This window comes from Mesorhizobium sp. B2-6-2 (assembly GCF_006440615.1).
GTDB lineage: Bacteria > Pseudomonadota > Alphaproteobacteria > Rhizobiales > Rhizobiaceae > Mesorhizobium.
In genome coordinates, this window is record NZ_VFUG01000005.1 from 184,820 (window position 1) to 199,764 (window position 14,945).

A 14,945-nucleotide genomic window follows, 5' to 3' on the forward strand; every position below is an offset into this window, starting at 1 on the left:
AAGGGGATCGTCTTTTTCAGCAAATGGTGGAACAAACGACATCCGGCCACGTTCTTTTCCCGACATAAGAAGGAGACGCATCATGCTGTACTGGGCGCTCGTATTTCTCGTAGTTGCGATCATCGCCGGCGCGCTTGGGTTCGGCGGAATCGCCGGCACATCGGCAGGCATCGCGCAAATCCTGTTCTTTATCTTTCTCGCCTTCCTGGTGATTTCGCTCATTGCAGGCCTCTTCAGGAGAGCCTGACCGCGACACTGGAAGCCGCACCCCTCAAACGGTTTCCAGCCACCGCCGGACGGCGCCTCGAAAGAGCACCGTCCGGCGGACCGTTTTTGGAGAGCCCTTTTTGGAGACCCTGTAATTCCAGGGTGTCGACTCGTGCGGAACAAGTTGCGGATTGGGCCGTTCAAGGGCCGAGTGGGGGATTTCTCCGATGCCTTCCCAAGGTCCCACGCAAGACAGGCTTGAAAAGCAAGACGGCGAAGTGATCGCGATGCATCCTTCGGAAAGCGGGATGCAGGTCGGGCGTGCCTTGCTTCATGCCCTGCACAATGCCGGGATTTCGGTTCTCTACCAGGATCGGCAGATGGAAACGGTCTGGGCGCGCAACATGAACGCGCCCTGGGCGTCCGATACAGCCGACGGCAAGGACTTGCTCTCGCCGGCGCAGGCCGAACGCATAAGGGCCGCCAAACTCAAGGTGATCGAATCCGGCAACCCGGACCAGCTCGAGCTCAGCATTCCGGGGCACCAGGGCGTACGTTGGTTCCAGCTTTGGATCGATGCAGACCGGGGGGAAGCCGGCGATGTCCTCGGCGTCGTCACGACGATGGTGGAGACGACGGAGCAGAAACGCCGCGAGCAGACGCTGAAGACATTGCTGCGCGAAGTCAGCCATCGATCGAAAAATCTCCTCGCCATCATTCAGAGCATCGCCACTCAGACCGGGCGCTACACGGAGACGCTCGGCGAGTTCCTGGCGCGGTTTCGCGGCCGGCTGCAATCGCTCGCGTCTTCGCAGGATCTCGTCACATCCTCCAACTGGCGAGGAGCCGCGCTGCACGAGCTCGTATCCGGCCAGGTCGGCCGCTACAGCAGCGATCTGGCTCAAAGCCTGCGGTTCGCGGGCGAAAATCCTTACCTCAACCCCAACGCCGCCCTGCATATCGGTCTCGCCATGCATGAGCTGGCCGTCAACTCCGTAAGCTATGGCGCACTGTCGCGGCCGGACGGCCATGTCGAGGTCCGCGCCAGGCTCGAGGCCGAAGACGGAACCTCGCCCAACCTCTTGCTGACCTGGACCGAGGCGGTCGGCGACGCCACCCGCAATGAGAAGCGTTTCGGCAGCGTGGCGCTGGAACGCGTCGTGCCGATGTCGCTGAATGGCTCCGCGACGCTGGAAATCGGCAGAGACCGGATGGAATACCGTCTCACCGTCCCGCACGGGAATTTCGAGACGGATTGAGAGCGCCGCCGATGGCGTAGGAGCATTCCAGGCAAAGTGCGCAACGGTCAGGCGGCTTCGCCGTAGTTGTCCGTCCGCATTGCGTCAAACGGAGACGGGAGCGCTTTGCCGGCGGAGGCCCTTAACCGGCTGTTCACCATAAAGTCCGATCCTGTGCTCCCGGCTGACGATGCGCCGGAAACCCATCCGCGCCCCGGCGCGACCTGGGGAGACTGAAATGATGGTTGCCGACATGAACAGGCTGGAGCAGGCCGCCCGCGTCTCGATGAGCGGCTTCCAGGATGCCGAGCTGCCGCCGGCGCCGCGGTCGTCGCATCTTTCGCTCCGCCTGGGCGCGATCGCGCTTCTGGCCGCCGTGGCCCTGACCGCGGCCTGGCAATTGTTCTGACCCCGCATGCGGCTTTGACCCTCAGCCACTGCGGATCCCGCGCTGGACGACTGCGACCGGATCGTCTGGAACGTGCGGCCCGACGGCACGCTGGTCGCAACACTGGAGGTGCCCGGCATGCTTGTCGCGTCGAACGGCGAGCGCCCCGAAAAGACTACGTTAGGCAACAGTGAAATCGGGCAGGCACAGCACCTTTTTTCATGCTAAATGGTTGCTGGCACTGCCGAAAGTGCGGACAAAAGTGAGGAGCAATTCTATGCGGAAGATGATGATTGCCATGCTTGCCGTGGTCGCTGTCAGCGGCTGCACAACGACCGAGCAGGACGTCGTCGGCGGCGGCCTGATCGGCGCCGGCGTGGGCGGCTTGGTCGGCGGCAGCAAGGGTGCGCTGATCGGCGCGGCCGTCGGCGCCGGGTCGGGCCTTCTGGTTCGCAACCTGCGCAACGGCTATTGCCAGTATCGCGATCATCGCGGCCGGATCTACACGGCTCGCTGCAACTAGTTCAGCACGGGAAAGACCGGGGGCCGGCAGCCGGCCTCCGGTTTGTTCCGAATTCAAATTCAAGTCGCTGATTTGCCTTACGCGGCCAGCGGAATCCTGATCTCCACCTTCAATCCGTCGGCGTGGTAGTCGCGCGCGATCGTGCCGCGCAGTTCGCGCGTGACATTGAGATCTATCAACCTGGTGCCGAAGCCGGTCTTGGCCGGTGCTTCCAGGTTCTTCTGACCCGTTTCGCGCCAGTTCAAGAGCAGCGTCCGCTCGCGACCGCGGCCGTTGACGCTCCAGTCGACCTTGAGGGCGCCCACCGAACTGCCGGCCTCGCCATATTTCAGCGCGTTGGTGGCAAGTTCGTGGAAGGTCAGCCCGAGCGCCTGCGTCGTCGTCTCGTCCAGCAGCACCTCCGGCCCTGACAACACGCCGTCGGGAAGGTCCTTGCCGAACACCTGCCCGAGCTCGATGCGCAACAGGTCGCCGAGATCCGCTTTCTGCCAGCGCGAACGCGTCAGCATATCTTGCGATGCAGCCATGGCCTGCAGGCGAGCCGAGAACGATGCCGAAAACTCCTTCACGTCGGTGGCTTGCGAGGCCGTCTGCCGCGCGATCGCCAGCACGCGGGTGATCGAATTCTTGATGCGGTGCTTCATCTCCTGCAGGATCAGATCCTTTTCCAGCAAGCTCTTTTCGGTCGCCTCGTGCAGCGCCGATTTCGCCTCATAGGCGCGCTCCTGGTAGTTCGCCACCAACGCGATGGCGCCGGCAAGCAGCAGGCCGAACAGCCCGAGCATCACCGGAATGGCGCGTGAGGACGGCGGTTCGAAGGCGCTTGTCGGCCTGAACAGCAAAGTCCACGGTTGGCCCGCCACGACGATATCGCGGCGTGCCAGAAACCTCGCGCCGATGCGTTCCGCCGGAGGAGCTTCCGACCGGAATAGCAAATTGCCGGCCTCGGGCTTGCCGTCATAGACCTCGACATTGACCGGCAGCAGCGGTGCGTGGCTGAGCGCGACCTGGAACAAGTCGTGCGCGCGGAAAGCGGCATAGAGAAAGCCAGCGGTCGAGGAGCGGCTGGCATTGATGACGTCCGGCGCCGTTTCCACGTTCAGCCGCACGAAGACCAGGAACCCCGGAAAGGTCTGCTTCGCGCCCATGGCCTGGCCGAGTTGGATAAGGCCGCTGGCATGCTGCTGGTCGTCGGCCATGGCTTTCTCGATCGCCGTCCGCCGTGCCGGCTCGCTGAACATATCGAAGCCGATGAACGACTGATTGGACGTATCGAGCGGCTCGAAAAGCATGATCGGCGTTCGCCATTGCTGCTCGCTGGTGGCCGGATAGATCGGATGCGCTGACCCATGATCGTGCAGGATGTCGCGTTCCACCGCTGCCTCGTCGCCGGTCTTGGCGAGCCTCAGGAAGCCGATGCCGCGCAGTCCGGCGAAATTGTCGTCGATGTCGAGCGCGCTGAAGAAGGCCTTGAATTCGCCGCGCGAGATGTCGCCGTTGCGGGCATCGAACAGCGCCTGCGTCGAACGCAGCAGCGACAGGTGCAGGTCGACGCGGCTCTCGATGCGGCTGAGCGCGTCGTCGGCCGTGCCCTCGAACTTGATCCGCGCCGCCTCCTGCGTCGCGAAATAGGCGAACCCTGCCATGGTCAGGCTGATCAGCGCGACGGCGACAAAGGCAACGATCGGAAAGAGCTTCTTCAAATCATGCGGCCCGTGGACGGTCGACGATCTTTATGGGCAAGTCTCGGCGCCAACACAATGGCGCGGTCAAACCATCACCGCGGCTGGCACATCACGCAGCCGTTAATTAGCCGGCTACTAGTTCGACTTCATGCCGCGATCTTCAGCGCCCCCGGGCCTGGAACGGCGCCTGGCGGGCATCTGCCGAGAATGATCATGCCGAGCACCTCGTCCTGGGTGACATCGGTCGTGCGCGCGGTGCCGACGACTTGGCCGTTCTTCATCACGCAGACCCGGTCGGCGAGCTCAAACACGTCGTGGATGTCGTGGCTGATCAGGAAGATGCCGATGCCGTCGGCCTTGAGCTGCTTGACCAGTTCGCCGACCTGCGCCGTCTCTTGCGGGCCGAGCGCCGCCGTCGGCTCGTCCATGATCAGGATACGGGCGTTGAATAGGATCGCGCGCGCGATCGCCACTGACTGCCGCTGTCCGCCCGACAGCTTGATCACCGGCTCCTTGAAGCGCTGGAAACGCGGATTGAGCCGGCCCATCACCTTGCGCGCCTCGGCCTCCATGGCGACGTCGTCGAGCGTGCCCCAACCCGTCATCAGCTCGCGGCCGAGGAAGAGATTGGCCGCGGCATCGACATTGTCGGCCAGCGCCAGCGTCTGGTAGATCGTCTCGACGCCGTATTTCTTGGCGTCGCGCGGATTGGAGATCGAAGCCTCCTCGCCATTGATGAATATCTGTCCGCTGTCGCGCTTATAGGCCCCGGACAGGATCTTGATCAGCGTCGATTTGCCGGCGCCATTGTGGCCGAGCAGCGCCATCACTTCGCCGGGGAAAAGATCGACGGATGCGTCGTCGACGGCGCGGATGCCGCCGAAGGCGATCGAAACGTTGCGCATATCGACCAGCGGAACGCCGGCGGGAGCGGATTTTTCAGCCATGGTCCTTCTCCTCTCTATCAGACGCGCTTGCGGTAGAGGGTGTCGAGCCACACCGCGACGACCAGCACGGCGCCCACGACGATGCTCTGCAGCGGTGAATCGACGCCGAGCAGCACCATGCCGGATTGCAGCGACTGCATCAGCAAAGCGCCCAGCATGGCGCCGAGCACGGTTCCGGAACCGCCTGCGAGCGACGTGCCGCCGATGACCGCCGCGGCGATGACCAGCAGTTCATCCAGCGTCCCCAGCGCGTTTGTCGAGGAGTTCTGCCTGGCCGAAGAGATCGCCGCCGCGATCGTCGCCAACACGCCCATGATCATGAACACCTTCATGGTGATCCAGCGCGTGTTGATGCCGGCAAGATTGGCGGCTTCCGGATTGCCGCCGATGGCAAAGACGTAGCGGCCGAAACGCGTGCGCTTGGTGACGAAGGTCATGATCAGGCCGACGGCGACCGCCATCAGCACCGGAATGGCGATGCCATGCGCGATGAACAGCCCGCCTTCGGGCACGGTGATGTTGTTGGCGGCGGCGTAGCGGTTCACGATGCCGACCGGCCACGGATAGGAATTGGCGAGCCACACCGCGCCCAGGATGACCGCGCAGGTGACCGTGGCAAGCAACGTCTCGGCCCAGACCGGACGCAGCGGGAAGCGGAAGCGCTTGCGCTGCACGCGGCCGTTGAAATGCATGAAGATGACCGCCAGGCAGGCGACGATGCCGACGGCCCAGCTCCATTTGGCGCCGATCGAGCCCGCCGGGCCGCCGCCCATCAACTGGAATGTGGCGTCGAGCGGCGCAACGGTCTGGCCGCTGGTGACCCACCAGGCAGCGCCCCGCCATACCAGCAATCCGCCCAGGGTAACGATAAAGGCCGGCACTTCGAGATAGGCGATGACGAAGCCCTGGAAGGCGCCGATGATGAGGCCGAGCGCCAGGCCGATCAGCAACGCCAGAACCCAGATCCAGGGATTTCCCAGTTCAAGCCCGACGAAGCGAACCAGGAAATGCGCCTGGGCAAAGCCCATGACCATGCCGATCAGCCCTTCGGCCGACCCGACCGACAGGTCGATGTTGCGCATGACGATGACCAGCACCATGCCGGAGGCCATGATCGCCACGGCCGAAGACTGAACCGACAGGTTCCAAAGATTGCGCGGCGTCAGGAACGTGCGGCTGTCGAAGTCGAGCGGATTGACGCCAAGCCGCAGGCTGGAAATCACATGCAGCCCGGTCCAGATCAGGAGCAGCGCGCCGATCATGCCCAGCATGCGGGTGTCGAGCTCGGTCGCCTTCAGGAACCGGGCCACAGTGCCGAGTTCCGACGCGCGCGCGGTGTCCGCCGGTTGGGTAGACGTCGTGTCGGTCATGATTTCCTCCCGCCGGCCTGCCCGTCTGGCGCGAATACCTAGCCAAGCCTAAAAGCTATCCGCCAAAGGCGGAAACACAAATCTTTTTGAGAAAACGCCGCGGCTTTCAGGCCGCGGCGCAGGTATTTTTGATCGAACGTCGGCAAGGCTCAGTTGCAGACCTTGACGCTGCCGGCGGGTACGCCCGCGCAGACCTCGTCCTTCTTGATCCAACCGGCGTCGATGACGACGTTGAGATTGTCCTTGGTGATCGCGATCGGCGTCAGGAACAGCGACTTGACGGTGTTGCCGCCGGGCGTCGTGAAGTCCTTGGCGCCGGCGATGTCGCCCATCTTCTTGCCGTCGGCGAGCTGCGAGGCGATCTCGGCGGCGTTCTTGCCGAGCTCGCGCGCGTCTTTCCACACCGACACGGTCTGCGTGCCGAGCGCGATGCGGTTGAGCGCCGCGTGGTCGCCGTCCTGGCCCGAGACCGGCACGGTGCCGGCCAGGCCCTGCGCCGTCAGCGCCGCGACGACGCCGCCGGCGGTGCCGTCATTGGCAGCCACGACCGCGTCGACCTTGTTGTCGTTGGCGGTCAGGAACTGCTCCATGTTCTTCTGCGCGTTGGCCGGCAGCCAGCCGTCCGTATAGGCCTCGCCGACATTCTTAATCTTGCCGCTGTCGATGGCGTCCTTCAGGACTTCCATGGAGCCCGCGAACAGGAAGTCGGCGTTGGGATCGGAGCCCGAGCCCTTGATGAAGACGTAGTTGCCTTCCGGCTTGGCCTGGAACACCCCGCGGGCCTGCATGCGCCCGACTTCCTTGTTGTCGAAGGTCAGGTAGAACACGTCCTTGTTCTCGATCAGGCGGTCGTAGCCGACGACCGGGATTCCTTCATCGAGCGCCTTCTGCACCGCCGGGCCGATTGCCGAGGCATCCTGTGCAAGGATGATCAGCGCGTTGGCGCCCTGCGAGATCAGGCTTTCGACGTCGGTCAGCTGCTTGCCCGGATTGGACTGCGCGTCGGCCGAAATATACTTGTCGCCGGCGGCCTCGATGGCGGCCTTCATCGCTGCTTCGTCGGTTTTCCAGCGCTCTTCCTGGAAATTCGACCACGACACGCCGATCACCTTGTCCTTCGCCTCGGCCACGGACGCCAGCGTCAGCGACATGGCAACGCCCGCCAGAATGGCGGCTGCAAATTTCTTCATGATATCCTCCCTGCGCCAGTGCGGCGCGACCCAGACTGGCCCGAAGGCCGGCACAGAGGCTTTTTTTCGAGCCTCAAAAAAATAGTGGTCCAGCATAACGACGCTGTCAACCGAGATTCTGATGGGTTTTGATGGGTCCATGCATTTTTTTCGGCATCCGCAATAAATAATGACATAACCCCTGGCTTCTGCCACAATCCCTAGCGTGTCAGCGACAGGCCATGGCATTATCACAAGGCCGCGATGACCGGGGAGGACATGCGAAACAATGTCGGTCGGAATCCGCCACGACGATTTGCGCCGGCGCAACCGGGCCATGGTGATTTCGGCGGTACGCCGCGCCGGTCAGCCATCACGGACCGAAATTGCCGCCACCACCGGGCTCAGCCACTCGACCATTTCGGCGATCTCCGCCGACCTGATCCAGGAGGGCATTCTCACCGAAAGCAAGGCCAGCGAGCCGGCGGCGTTGAAACGCGGCCGGCCGCAGATCGGCCTGGCGCTGAGCCCTGAAGCCGCCGCGGTGCTGACCGTGGTGTTGTCGCTGAACTTCCTGTCGGTCGCCGTGATCGATTATGCCGGCCAAGTTGTTGCCGAGGAGCAGCAGCGCCTGGACACGCTTGGCATGCCCCGCGACGAGCTGATCGGCGAATGCGTGGCGATCGTGCGGCGCCGGCTGCAGGATCCCGACCTCGACATTGGCAGCGTCGCCCGCATCGCCATGGGCATCCAGGGCATCACAGATTCGCATGCACGCGCCATGCTCTGGTCGCCGATAACGCCGCTGACCGACATTCCTTTCGCCGACATCCTCGAGAAGGAATTCGGCATCTCCGCCACCATGGAGAATGACTGCAACATGATGGCGGTGGCGCTGCAATGGCGCGACCCGGAGCGCTATCGCGACGACTTCATCGCCATCCTGTTGTCGCACGGCATCGGCATGGGTCTCGTGCTCAAGGGTGCGCTGTTCACCGGCACGCATTCCTCCGGCGGCGAGTTCGGCCACATGATTCACCGCCCGGGCGGGGCGCTTTGCCGCTGCGGCCGCCGCGGCTGCGTTGAGGCCTATGCCGGCAACTATGCGATCTGGCGCAGCGCCATGAAAATGAGCGAGGAGGCCGAGCCGGTCGACGTCGGCGACGCCGACATGCGGGCCCTTGCCGCGAAGGCGCGCGAGAGGGACGGCCCCGAACGGGAGGCTTATCGCCGGGCCGGCGAAGCGCTTGGTTTCGGTCTCGGCAGCCTGTTCGCCCTCATCGATCCGGCGCCCGTTGCCATGGTCGGCGTCAGCGCGGCCGCCTTCGACCTGATCGAGCCGGCGCTGCGCGAGGCGATCGCCCAGACCGCCGGCGGCCAGCACTCGGAATCGATCTCCTTCGACACCGAACCGAACGAGTTGCCGCTGATCCGCGAAGGCTGCGCCATGCGCGCGCTGACTTTCGTCGACCAGGAGATTTTCGCGCCGGGAGGCCAGGCGAGAGCGGGTGCCGCAGGCAAGAACGTGGCCTGAGGCAGCCTTGAAGAGGTCCGGGGACAGCAGCAGACGCTTGAAATTAGCGAAGGCCCCACAGCTTCGTCATTCCAGGGCGGAGCAGGAGCGAAGCTCCGTCGCGGAAACCCTGGAATCCATGCCGTTACCTCACGCGTCGAGCGCAGCGGTGCAAAATTCTGGACCGCCGCGGCGCGTCGACATCACGGAATGGATCCTCGGGTCTGCGCTGCGTCGCTGCGCTCCTTGCTCCGCCCGTGGATGACGAGGCACAAGCGTCTCGGCTACTCACCAGCGCGGATGTTGGAAGTGCTTGGCCCGTCAGGACTTCGGCGCCCTGGGCCTAATCTTCCCTGATCGCGTAACCCGCGCCGCGGATGGTGCGGATGACGTCCGGCATGCGGCCGTTGTTGACGGCCTTGCGCAGGCGGCCGACATGGACGTCGACGGTGCGCTCATCGATATAGATCGTCTCGCCCCAGACATTGTCGAGCAGCTGGCTGCGCGAGAACACCCGGCCGGGATGACGCATCATGAATTCGAGCAGCCGGAACTCGGTCGGGCCGAGCCTGATCTCGCTCTTCTTGCGGTAGACGCGGTGCGACTCGCGGTCGAGCACGATGTCGCCGACCTTGAGCACGCTGGACAGCACCTCCGGCTTGGCGCGGCGCAGCAGCGCTTTGACGCGCGCCATGAACTCCGGTGTCGAGAACGGCTTGACCAGATAGTCGTCGGCGCCGGTCGAAAGGCCGCGCACGCGGTCGCTTTCCTCGCCCCGCGCGGTCAGCATGATGATCGGCAGCCGCTCGGTCTCGGGCCGCATCCTGAGGCGCCGGCAGAGCTCGATGCCGGAAACCGCAGGCACCATCCAGTCGAGCACGAGCAGGTCGGGAACGTTTTCCTGAAGGCGGATTTCGGCCTCGTCGCCGCGGGTCACCACTTCGACCTGGTAACCCTCGGATTCGAGATTGTAGCGGAGCAGCACCCCAAGCGGCTCCTCGTCCTCCACCACCATGATGCGTGGCGCGATCATTGGCAGATACCCTTCGTCAGGCCGCCGGCGCCGACATTGTCGTTTCGTCCTGCTTGGGACGATTCGCGGGCAATTGCGTGCCGGTCAGCACATAATAGGCGTTCTCGGCGATGTTGGTCACATGGTCGCCGATGCGCTCGAGATTCTTGGCGCAGAACAGAAGATGCGTGCAGGCGGTGATGTTGCGCGGGTCTTCCATCATGTAGGTCAGGAGCTCGCGGAAGACGGATGTGTATTTGACGTCGATGCGCTCGTCGTCGTTGCGAAGCTTGGCCAGCGCCGTGGCGTCGCCCACCGTATATTCCTGGATCACGGCCTGGACCTGGATCAGTACCAGCTGCGCCATGGAATCGATCGAATGCGTGAGGTCTCGCGGCGCGGCGCTGACGCCGACCGAACCGACGCGCTTGGCGATGTTCTTGGCGAGATCGCCGATGCGTTCGAGGTCGCCCGCCATGCGGATCGAGCCGACCACGTTGCGCAGATCATCGGCCATCGGCTGGCGCTTGGCGATCAGCGTGATGGCGCGGTCGTCGAGCTCGCGCTGGCGCGCGTCCATGATGGCATCGTCGGAAACGACGCGCTGCGCCATGGCATTGTCGGTCTCGAGCAGGGCTCTGGTCGAAGCGCCGACCATCGAGCTGGCGAGATCGCCCATGTCGTTTATGAGCCGGCTGATCTGTCTCAGATCCTCGTCGAAGGAAGCGACGGTATGTTCGGCCATGATGATGTCCTCGTATGAGCTCAGCCGAAGCGGCCGGTGATGTAGTCCTGCGTGCGCTTTTCGCGGGGCGAGGTGAAGATCTTCTCGGTCCGGTCGAACTCCACCAGCTCGCCCAGATACATGAACGCCGTCTGCCGCGACACACGCGCCGCCTGCTGCATGTTGTGGGTGACGATGACGATCGTGTAGTCGGCCTGCAGCTCGTCGATCAGTTCCTCGATCTTGGCGGTCGACAGCGGATCGAGCGCCGAGGCCGGCTCGTCGAGCAGGATGACCTCGGGCTTCACCGCCACGGTACGGGCGATGCACAGGCGCTGCTGCTGGCCGCCCGAGAGGCTGAGGCCGCTGGCGTTGAGCTTGTCCTTGACCTCGTTCCAGAGTGCGGCGCGCTTCAGCGCCTGCTCGACGCGGCCGTCCATCTCGGCCTTGCTGATCTTCTCATAGAGCCTGACGCCGAAAGCGATGTTCTCGTAGATCGACATCGGGAACGGCGTCGGCTTCTGGAACACCATGCCGATCTTGGTCCTGAGCAGGTTGAGGTCCTGCGAGCGGTCGAGGATGTTCTTGCCGTCGAGCAGCACCTGGCCCTCGGCGCTCTGCTTCGGATAGAGCTCGTAGATGCGGTTGAGCACGCGCAGCAGCGTCGACTTCCCGCAGCCCGACGGGCCGATGAAGGCGGTCACGCTGCGCTCGGGCAGGGACAGGTTGATGTCCTTCAGCGCCTTCGACTGGCCATAGTAGAAATTGAGGTTCCTGACCTCGATCTTGGCCTTCTCGACGGTCGTATCGGCTGCGTTCAGGTCGGTGGACAACATCGGTTTCATCTGTCCTCTCTGCGTCCGGTTAGGCTGCGGGCGATGATGCTCAGCCCGAGAACCGTCAGGGTGATTATGAGTGCGCCCGTCCAGGCCAGTTGCTGCCATTCCTCGTAGGGGCTGAGAGCGAACTGGAAGATGGTTACCGGCAGGCTGGCCATCGGCGCATTGAGATTGCTCGACCAGAACTGGTTGTTGAGCGCGGTGAAGAGAAGCGGCGCCGTCTCGCCGGAGATGCGGGCGATCGCCAAAAGGATGCCGGTGACGATGCCGGAGAGCGCCGCGCGATAGGCAACCGAGCGGATCACCACCCAGCGCGGCGCTCCGATGGCGGTGCCTGCTTCGCGCAGCGCGTTGGGCACAAGGTTCAGCATGTCCTCGGTGGTGCGCACCACGACGGGGATCACCAGGATCGACAGCGCGACCGCGCCGGCGATCGCCGAGAAGTGCCCCATCGGCCGCACCATCAGCTCGTAGACGAACAGACCGATGATGATCGACGGCGCCGACAAGAGGATGTCGTTGATGAAGCGCACCACCGTCGTGAGCTTCGAGAAGCGTCCGTATTCGGCCATGTAGGTGCCGGCCAGCACGCCGATCGGCGTGCCGACGAAGATACCGATGATCGTCATGACGATGCTGCCGTAGATGGCGTTGAGCAGGCCGCCGGCATCGCCGGGCGGCGGCGTCATTTCCGTGAACACGGAGAGCGACACCCCGGAAAGTCCCTTGTAGAGCAGGGCGCCGAGGATCAGCGCCAGCCAGGCCAGCCCGATGCCCGCCGCGACGACGCACAGCGTCATCATCACGCCATTCTTGCGCTTGCGGCTTTGGTGAAGCGATTGGGCAGTCGACATCGGTCAGGCTCCCGTGCGGCTATCGATGCGCAACAGCATGTAGCGTGCGAGCGCGAGGATGATGAAGGTGATGACGAACAGGATCAGGCCGAGCGATACCAGCGAGGATGTATAGAGGTTGCCGTCAGCTTCGGTGAATTCGTTGGCGATGGTCGCCGAAATCGTCGTGCCCGGCGCAAACAGCGAGGCGCTGATGCGGTGCGCGTTGCCGATGACGAAGGTGACGGCCATCGTCTCGCCGAGCGCGCGGCCGAGGCCGAGCATGACACCGCCCATGATGCCGACGCGGGTGTAGGGGATGGTCACGCGCCGGGTCACTTCCCAGGTCGTGCAGCCGATACCGTAGGCCGATTCCTTCAGCACCGCCGGCACCGTGTCGAACACGTCCTTGGTGATCGAGGTGATGAAGGGCAGCACCATGATGGCGAGGATTAGCGACGAGGTCAGCAGGCCGATGCCGTAGGGCGGACCGGCAAACAGGCTGGAGAGCCCCGGTATGCCGTGGAAAAGACTGATGATGAAGGGCTGCACGGTCGTCTGCAGGAACGGCGCGAAGACGAACAGGCCCCAGATGCCGTAAATGATCGAGGGAATGCCGGCGAGCAGCTCGACCGCGATGCCGATCGGACGCCTGAGCGGGCGCGGGCAGAGCTCGGTCAGGAAGACGGCGATGCCGATGCCGATCGGCACGGCGATGAGAATGGCGATGGCCGAGGTGACGATGGTGCCGTAGATGGGCGCGAGCGCGCCGAAATTCTCGGTGACCGGGTTCCAGGATTCGGTGGTCAGGAAGGAGAAGCCGAACTTCGACAGCGCCTCCCACGATCCGGCGACCAGCGATATCGCGACCCCGCCGAGCAGAACGAGCACGAGCATGGCGGAAAGGCGCGTCGCCGTCCGGAAGACCATGTCGGTGACGGCGAAGCGGCGCACTGTCGCTTCCCTGGTCCGCATGGCGGACGATGTCGCGGCTTCGGAAACGGCTGTCATTTAGCCCCTCGCATTTCGAAAGAGACAGGAGGGCGCTAGAGGCGCCCTCCTCATTCAGCGGGAATTACATGCCGGAGTAGACCGGCTTGCCGTCCTTGTCGACGATGTCCTTGCCCCACATTTCCTCGACGCTCTTCACGACCTTGTCGGGCATCGGAACGTAGTCAAGCTCAGCAGCCATCTTGTCGCCCTTGGCATAGGACCAGGCGAAGAACTTGAGCGCTTCAGCCGTGGCTGCCGCATCATCGGGCTTCTGGTAGACGAGGATCCAGGTGGCGGAAGTCATCGGCCAGGATTCGGCTCCCGCCTGGTTGGCCAGGATGACGCCGTAGCCCGGCTGCGAGTTCCAGTCGGCATTGGCCGCGGCGGCCGAGAACGCCTTCGCGGTCGGCTCGACCTTCTTGCCGTCCTTGTTCACCATGTCGGTATAGGTGAGCTTGTTCTGCTTGGCATAGGCATATTCGACATAGCCGATCGCGCCGCCGGTCTGCGAGACGTTGTTGGCGACGCCTTCATTGCCCTTGGCGCCGATGCCCACCGGCCATTCGAGCGCGGTGTTGACACCGACCTTCGACTTCCAGTCGGCGCTGACGTCGGCCAGGTAATAGCTGAAGTTGAAGGTGGTGCCCGAGCCGTCCGAACGATGCACGACCGCGATCGCCTGGTCGGGCAGCTTGATCTTGGGGTTGAGCTTCTTGATTGCCGCATCGTTCCAGTTGGTGATCTTGCCTGCGAAGATGTCGGCCAGCGTCGGGCCGTCCAGAACCAGCTCGCCCGGCTTGACGCCTTCGAGGTTGACGACCGGCACGATGCCGCCCATCACCATCGGGAACTGCGCGAGGCCGGTGGAGGTGAGATCCTCGCCCTTCAGCGGCGCGTCGGAAGCGCCGAAGGTCACGGTCTTGGCCTTGATCTGCTTGATGCCGCCGCCGGAGCCGATCGACTGGTAGTTGAGACCGATGCCGGTCTCCTTCTTGTAGGCGTCGGCCCACTTCGCATAGATCGGATAGGGGAAGGTGGCGCCGGCGCCGGAAATGTCGGCTGCCATCGCGGCGGCCATGCTAAGGGTTGATGCCGCAGCCATTGCAATTGCAACGGCCGCCGAGCGGATGAAATGTCTCATGTGGCCTGCTCCTGTTCGGAAGATGGTCTTTCGGCACCCGTTGTATCGGCGCCCGGTCAGCGCAATAGCCCTCGATTATTACAGTCGCATGACAGTTTCGTGTCAGCCCGGTAACGCCTGAAGGGGGATGCACGGAAGGGGTCAGCGTCAGCCTCGAAAGGCCGGCCGGAGTTTGCCGCGGAAATCAGCAACTTGTCTGACTTTTGAAACAAAATTTATCCCGGCGGCCGGATGACGGCCGCCGGGAAATAAAAGCCGGACGAGAGTGCGTTGCCTGTAAGCCAGAGCGGATCATGGCCTGGCCATCGCCGAAAACAGGGTCCGTTGGGGTAGAGTCGACGCTGTTTCTTGTTGGCGGTCGCC

15 protein-coding genes are annotated in these 14,945 nt (G+C 63.7%); 5 read left to right on the plus strand and 10 right to left on the minus strand.

The window, feature by feature from the left end; translation table 11 throughout:
* The first annotated feature begins 82 nt into the window (after positions 1-82).
* From FJ419_RS13385 to FJ419_RS13400, 4 genes are all read left to right on the plus strand, one after another.
* Positions 83-247 carry a DUF1328 domain-containing protein gene (locus FJ419_RS13385; protein WP_018429836.1) on the plus strand — a complete coding sequence of 55 codons (165 nt, stop codon included), beginning with the start codon at positions 83-85 and terminating at the stop codon, positions 245-247.
* A 268-nt stretch (positions 248-515) separates the two neighbouring features.
* Entirely contained in the window at positions 516-1,466 is a 951-nt protein-coding gene (locus tag FJ419_RS13390) for a sensor histidine kinase (protein ID WP_246676508.1), read from the plus strand.
* Between the two features lie 217 nt (positions 1,467-1,683).
* Positions 1,684-1,854 (plus strand): hypothetical protein, encoded by a 171-nt coding sequence (locus tag FJ419_RS30770; protein WP_181164947.1) that lies wholly within the window; start codon positions 1,684-1,686, stop codon positions 1,852-1,854.
* Between the two features lie 256 nt (positions 1,855-2,110).
* Positions 2,111-2,356 (plus strand): YMGG-like glycine zipper-containing protein, encoded by a 246-nt coding sequence (locus tag FJ419_RS13400; RefSeq protein WP_140693029.1) that lies wholly within the window; start codon positions 2,111-2,113, stop codon positions 2,354-2,356.
* A 77-nt stretch (positions 2,357-2,433) separates the two neighbouring features.
* Here the strand turns inward: FJ419_RS13400 and FJ419_RS13405 are convergent, their stop codons facing one another.
* The 4 genes from FJ419_RS13405 to xylF all read right to left on the minus strand — a co-directional run bounded on the left by FJ419_RS13405 (position 2,434) and on the right by xylF (position 7,548).
* A complete protein-coding gene (locus FJ419_RS13405) occupies positions 2,434-4,059 on the minus strand; it encodes a CHASE domain-containing protein (RefSeq protein WP_140693044.1) in 1,626 nt (541 codons plus the stop codon).
* A gap of 128 nt (positions 4,060-4,187) precedes the next feature.
* Positions 4,188-4,988, minus strand: a complete 801-nt coding sequence (locus FJ419_RS13410) for an ATP-binding cassette domain-containing protein (RefSeq protein WP_140693055.1) — start codon at positions 4,986-4,988, stop codon at positions 4,188-4,190.
* Between the two features lie 17 nt (positions 4,989-5,005).
* On the minus strand, positions 5,006-6,358 hold the full coding sequence (locus FJ419_RS13415; RefSeq protein ID WP_140693058.1) for a sugar ABC transporter permease: 1,353 nt from the start codon (positions 6,356-6,358) through the stop codon (positions 5,006-5,008).
* Between the two features lie 149 nt (positions 6,359-6,507).
* The gene (gene xylF, locus FJ419_RS13420; RefSeq protein ID WP_140633154.1) at positions 6,508-7,548 is read right to left on the minus strand and encodes a D-xylose ABC transporter substrate-binding protein; all 1,041 of its coding nucleotides are present in this window, start codon (positions 7,546-7,548) and stop codon (positions 6,508-6,510) included.
* Positions 7,549-7,816: 268 nt separating this feature from the next.
* On the opposite strand from xylF, the gene FJ419_RS13425 reads away from it, so the two are divergent.
* Positions 7,817-9,061, plus strand: a complete 1,245-nt coding sequence (locus tag FJ419_RS13425) for an ROK family protein (RefSeq protein ID WP_140693061.1) — start codon at positions 7,817-7,819, stop codon at positions 9,059-9,061.
* Between the two features lie 322 nt (positions 9,062-9,383).
* Here FJ419_RS13425 and phoB read toward each other — a convergent pair whose 3' ends face one another.
* The 6 genes from phoB to pstS all read right to left on the minus strand — a co-directional run bounded on the left by phoB (position 9,384) and on the right by pstS (position 14,582).
* The gene (gene phoB / locus FJ419_RS13430; protein WP_010911896.1) at positions 9,384-10,073 is read right to left on the minus strand and encodes a phosphate regulon transcriptional regulator PhoB; all 690 of its coding nucleotides are present in this window, start codon (positions 10,071-10,073) and stop codon (positions 9,384-9,386) included.
* 16 nt (positions 10,074-10,089) lie between these two features.
* On the minus strand, positions 10,090-10,797 hold the full coding sequence (gene phoU, locus FJ419_RS13435) for a phosphate signaling complex protein PhoU (RefSeq protein ID WP_140545898.1): 708 nt from the start codon (positions 10,795-10,797) through the stop codon (positions 10,090-10,092).
* 20 nt (positions 10,798-10,817) lie between these two features.
* On the minus strand, positions 10,818-11,621 hold the full coding sequence (pstB, locus tag FJ419_RS13440) for a phosphate ABC transporter ATP-binding protein PstB (protein WP_140693064.1): 804 nt from the start codon (positions 11,619-11,621) through the stop codon (positions 10,818-10,820).
* Positions 11,618-12,469, minus strand: a complete 852-nt coding sequence (gene pstA, locus FJ419_RS13445) for a phosphate ABC transporter permease PstA (RefSeq protein ID WP_140545896.1) — start codon at positions 12,467-12,469, stop codon at positions 11,618-11,620. The genes pstB and pstA overlap by 4 nt, the downstream gene beginning before the upstream one ends.
* A gap of 3 nt (positions 12,470-12,472) precedes the next feature.
* The gene (gene pstC, locus FJ419_RS13450; RefSeq protein ID WP_140693067.1) at positions 12,473-13,459 is read right to left on the minus strand and encodes a phosphate ABC transporter permease subunit PstC; all 987 of its coding nucleotides are present in this window, start codon (positions 13,457-13,459) and stop codon (positions 12,473-12,475) included.
* Between the two features lie 64 nt (positions 13,460-13,523).
* Positions 13,524-14,582, minus strand: coding sequence for a phosphate ABC transporter substrate-binding protein PstS (gene pstS / locus FJ419_RS13455; protein WP_140693072.1), 1,059 nt, complete (start codon positions 14,580-14,582; stop codon positions 13,524-13,526).
* Positions 14,583-14,945 lie beyond the last annotated feature (363 nt).

Bases quoted from the DNA above. Each gene is read 5' to 3' on its own strand.
- pstB (WP_140693064.1), bottom strand. From the start codon at position 11,621: ATGAAACCGATGTTGTCCACCGACCTGAACGCAGCCGATACGACCGTC.
- pstA (WP_140545896.1), bottom strand. From the start codon at position 12,469: ATGTCGACTGCCCAATCGCTTCACCAAAGCCGCAAGCGCAAGAATGGC.
- FJ419_RS13400 (WP_140693029.1), top strand. From the start codon at position 2,111: ATGCGGAAGATGATGATTGCCATGCTTGCCGTGGTCGCTGTCAGCGGC.
- FJ419_RS13415 (WP_140693058.1), bottom strand. From the start codon at position 6,358: ATGACCGACACGACGTCTACCCAACCGGCGGACACCGCGCGCGCGTCG.
- xylF (WP_140633154.1), bottom strand. From the start codon at position 7,548: ATGAAGAAATTTGCAGCCGCCATTCTGGCGGGCGTTGCCATGTCGCTG.
- phoB (WP_010911896.1), bottom strand. From the start codon at position 10,073: ATGATCGCGCCACGCATCATGGTGGTGGAGGACGAGGAGCCGCTTGGG.
- FJ419_RS30770 (WP_181164947.1), top strand. From the start codon at position 1,684: ATGATGGTTGCCGACATGAACAGGCTGGAGCAGGCCGCCCGCGTCTCG.
- pstC (WP_140693067.1), bottom strand. From the start codon at position 13,459: ATGACAGCCGTTTCCGAAGCCGCGACATCGTCCGCCATGCGGACCAGG.
- pstS (WP_140693072.1), bottom strand. From the start codon at position 14,582: ATGAGACATTTCATCCGCTCGGCGGCCGTTGCAATTGCAATGGCTGCG.
- FJ419_RS13390 (WP_246676508.1), top strand. From the start codon at position 516: ATGCAGGTCGGGCGTGCCTTGCTTCATGCCCTGCACAATGCCGGGATT.
- FJ419_RS13410 (WP_140693055.1), bottom strand. From the start codon at position 4,988: ATGGCTGAAAAATCCGCTCCCGCCGGCGTTCCGCTGGTCGATATGCGC.
- phoU (WP_140545898.1), bottom strand. From the start codon at position 10,797: ATGGCCGAACATACCGTCGCTTCCTTCGACGAGGATCTGAGACAGATC.
- FJ419_RS13385 (WP_018429836.1), top strand. From the start codon at position 83: ATGCTGTACTGGGCGCTCGTATTTCTCGTAGTTGCGATCATCGCCGGC.
- FJ419_RS13425 (WP_140693061.1), top strand. From the start codon at position 7,817: ATGTCGGTCGGAATCCGCCACGACGATTTGCGCCGGCGCAACCGGGCC.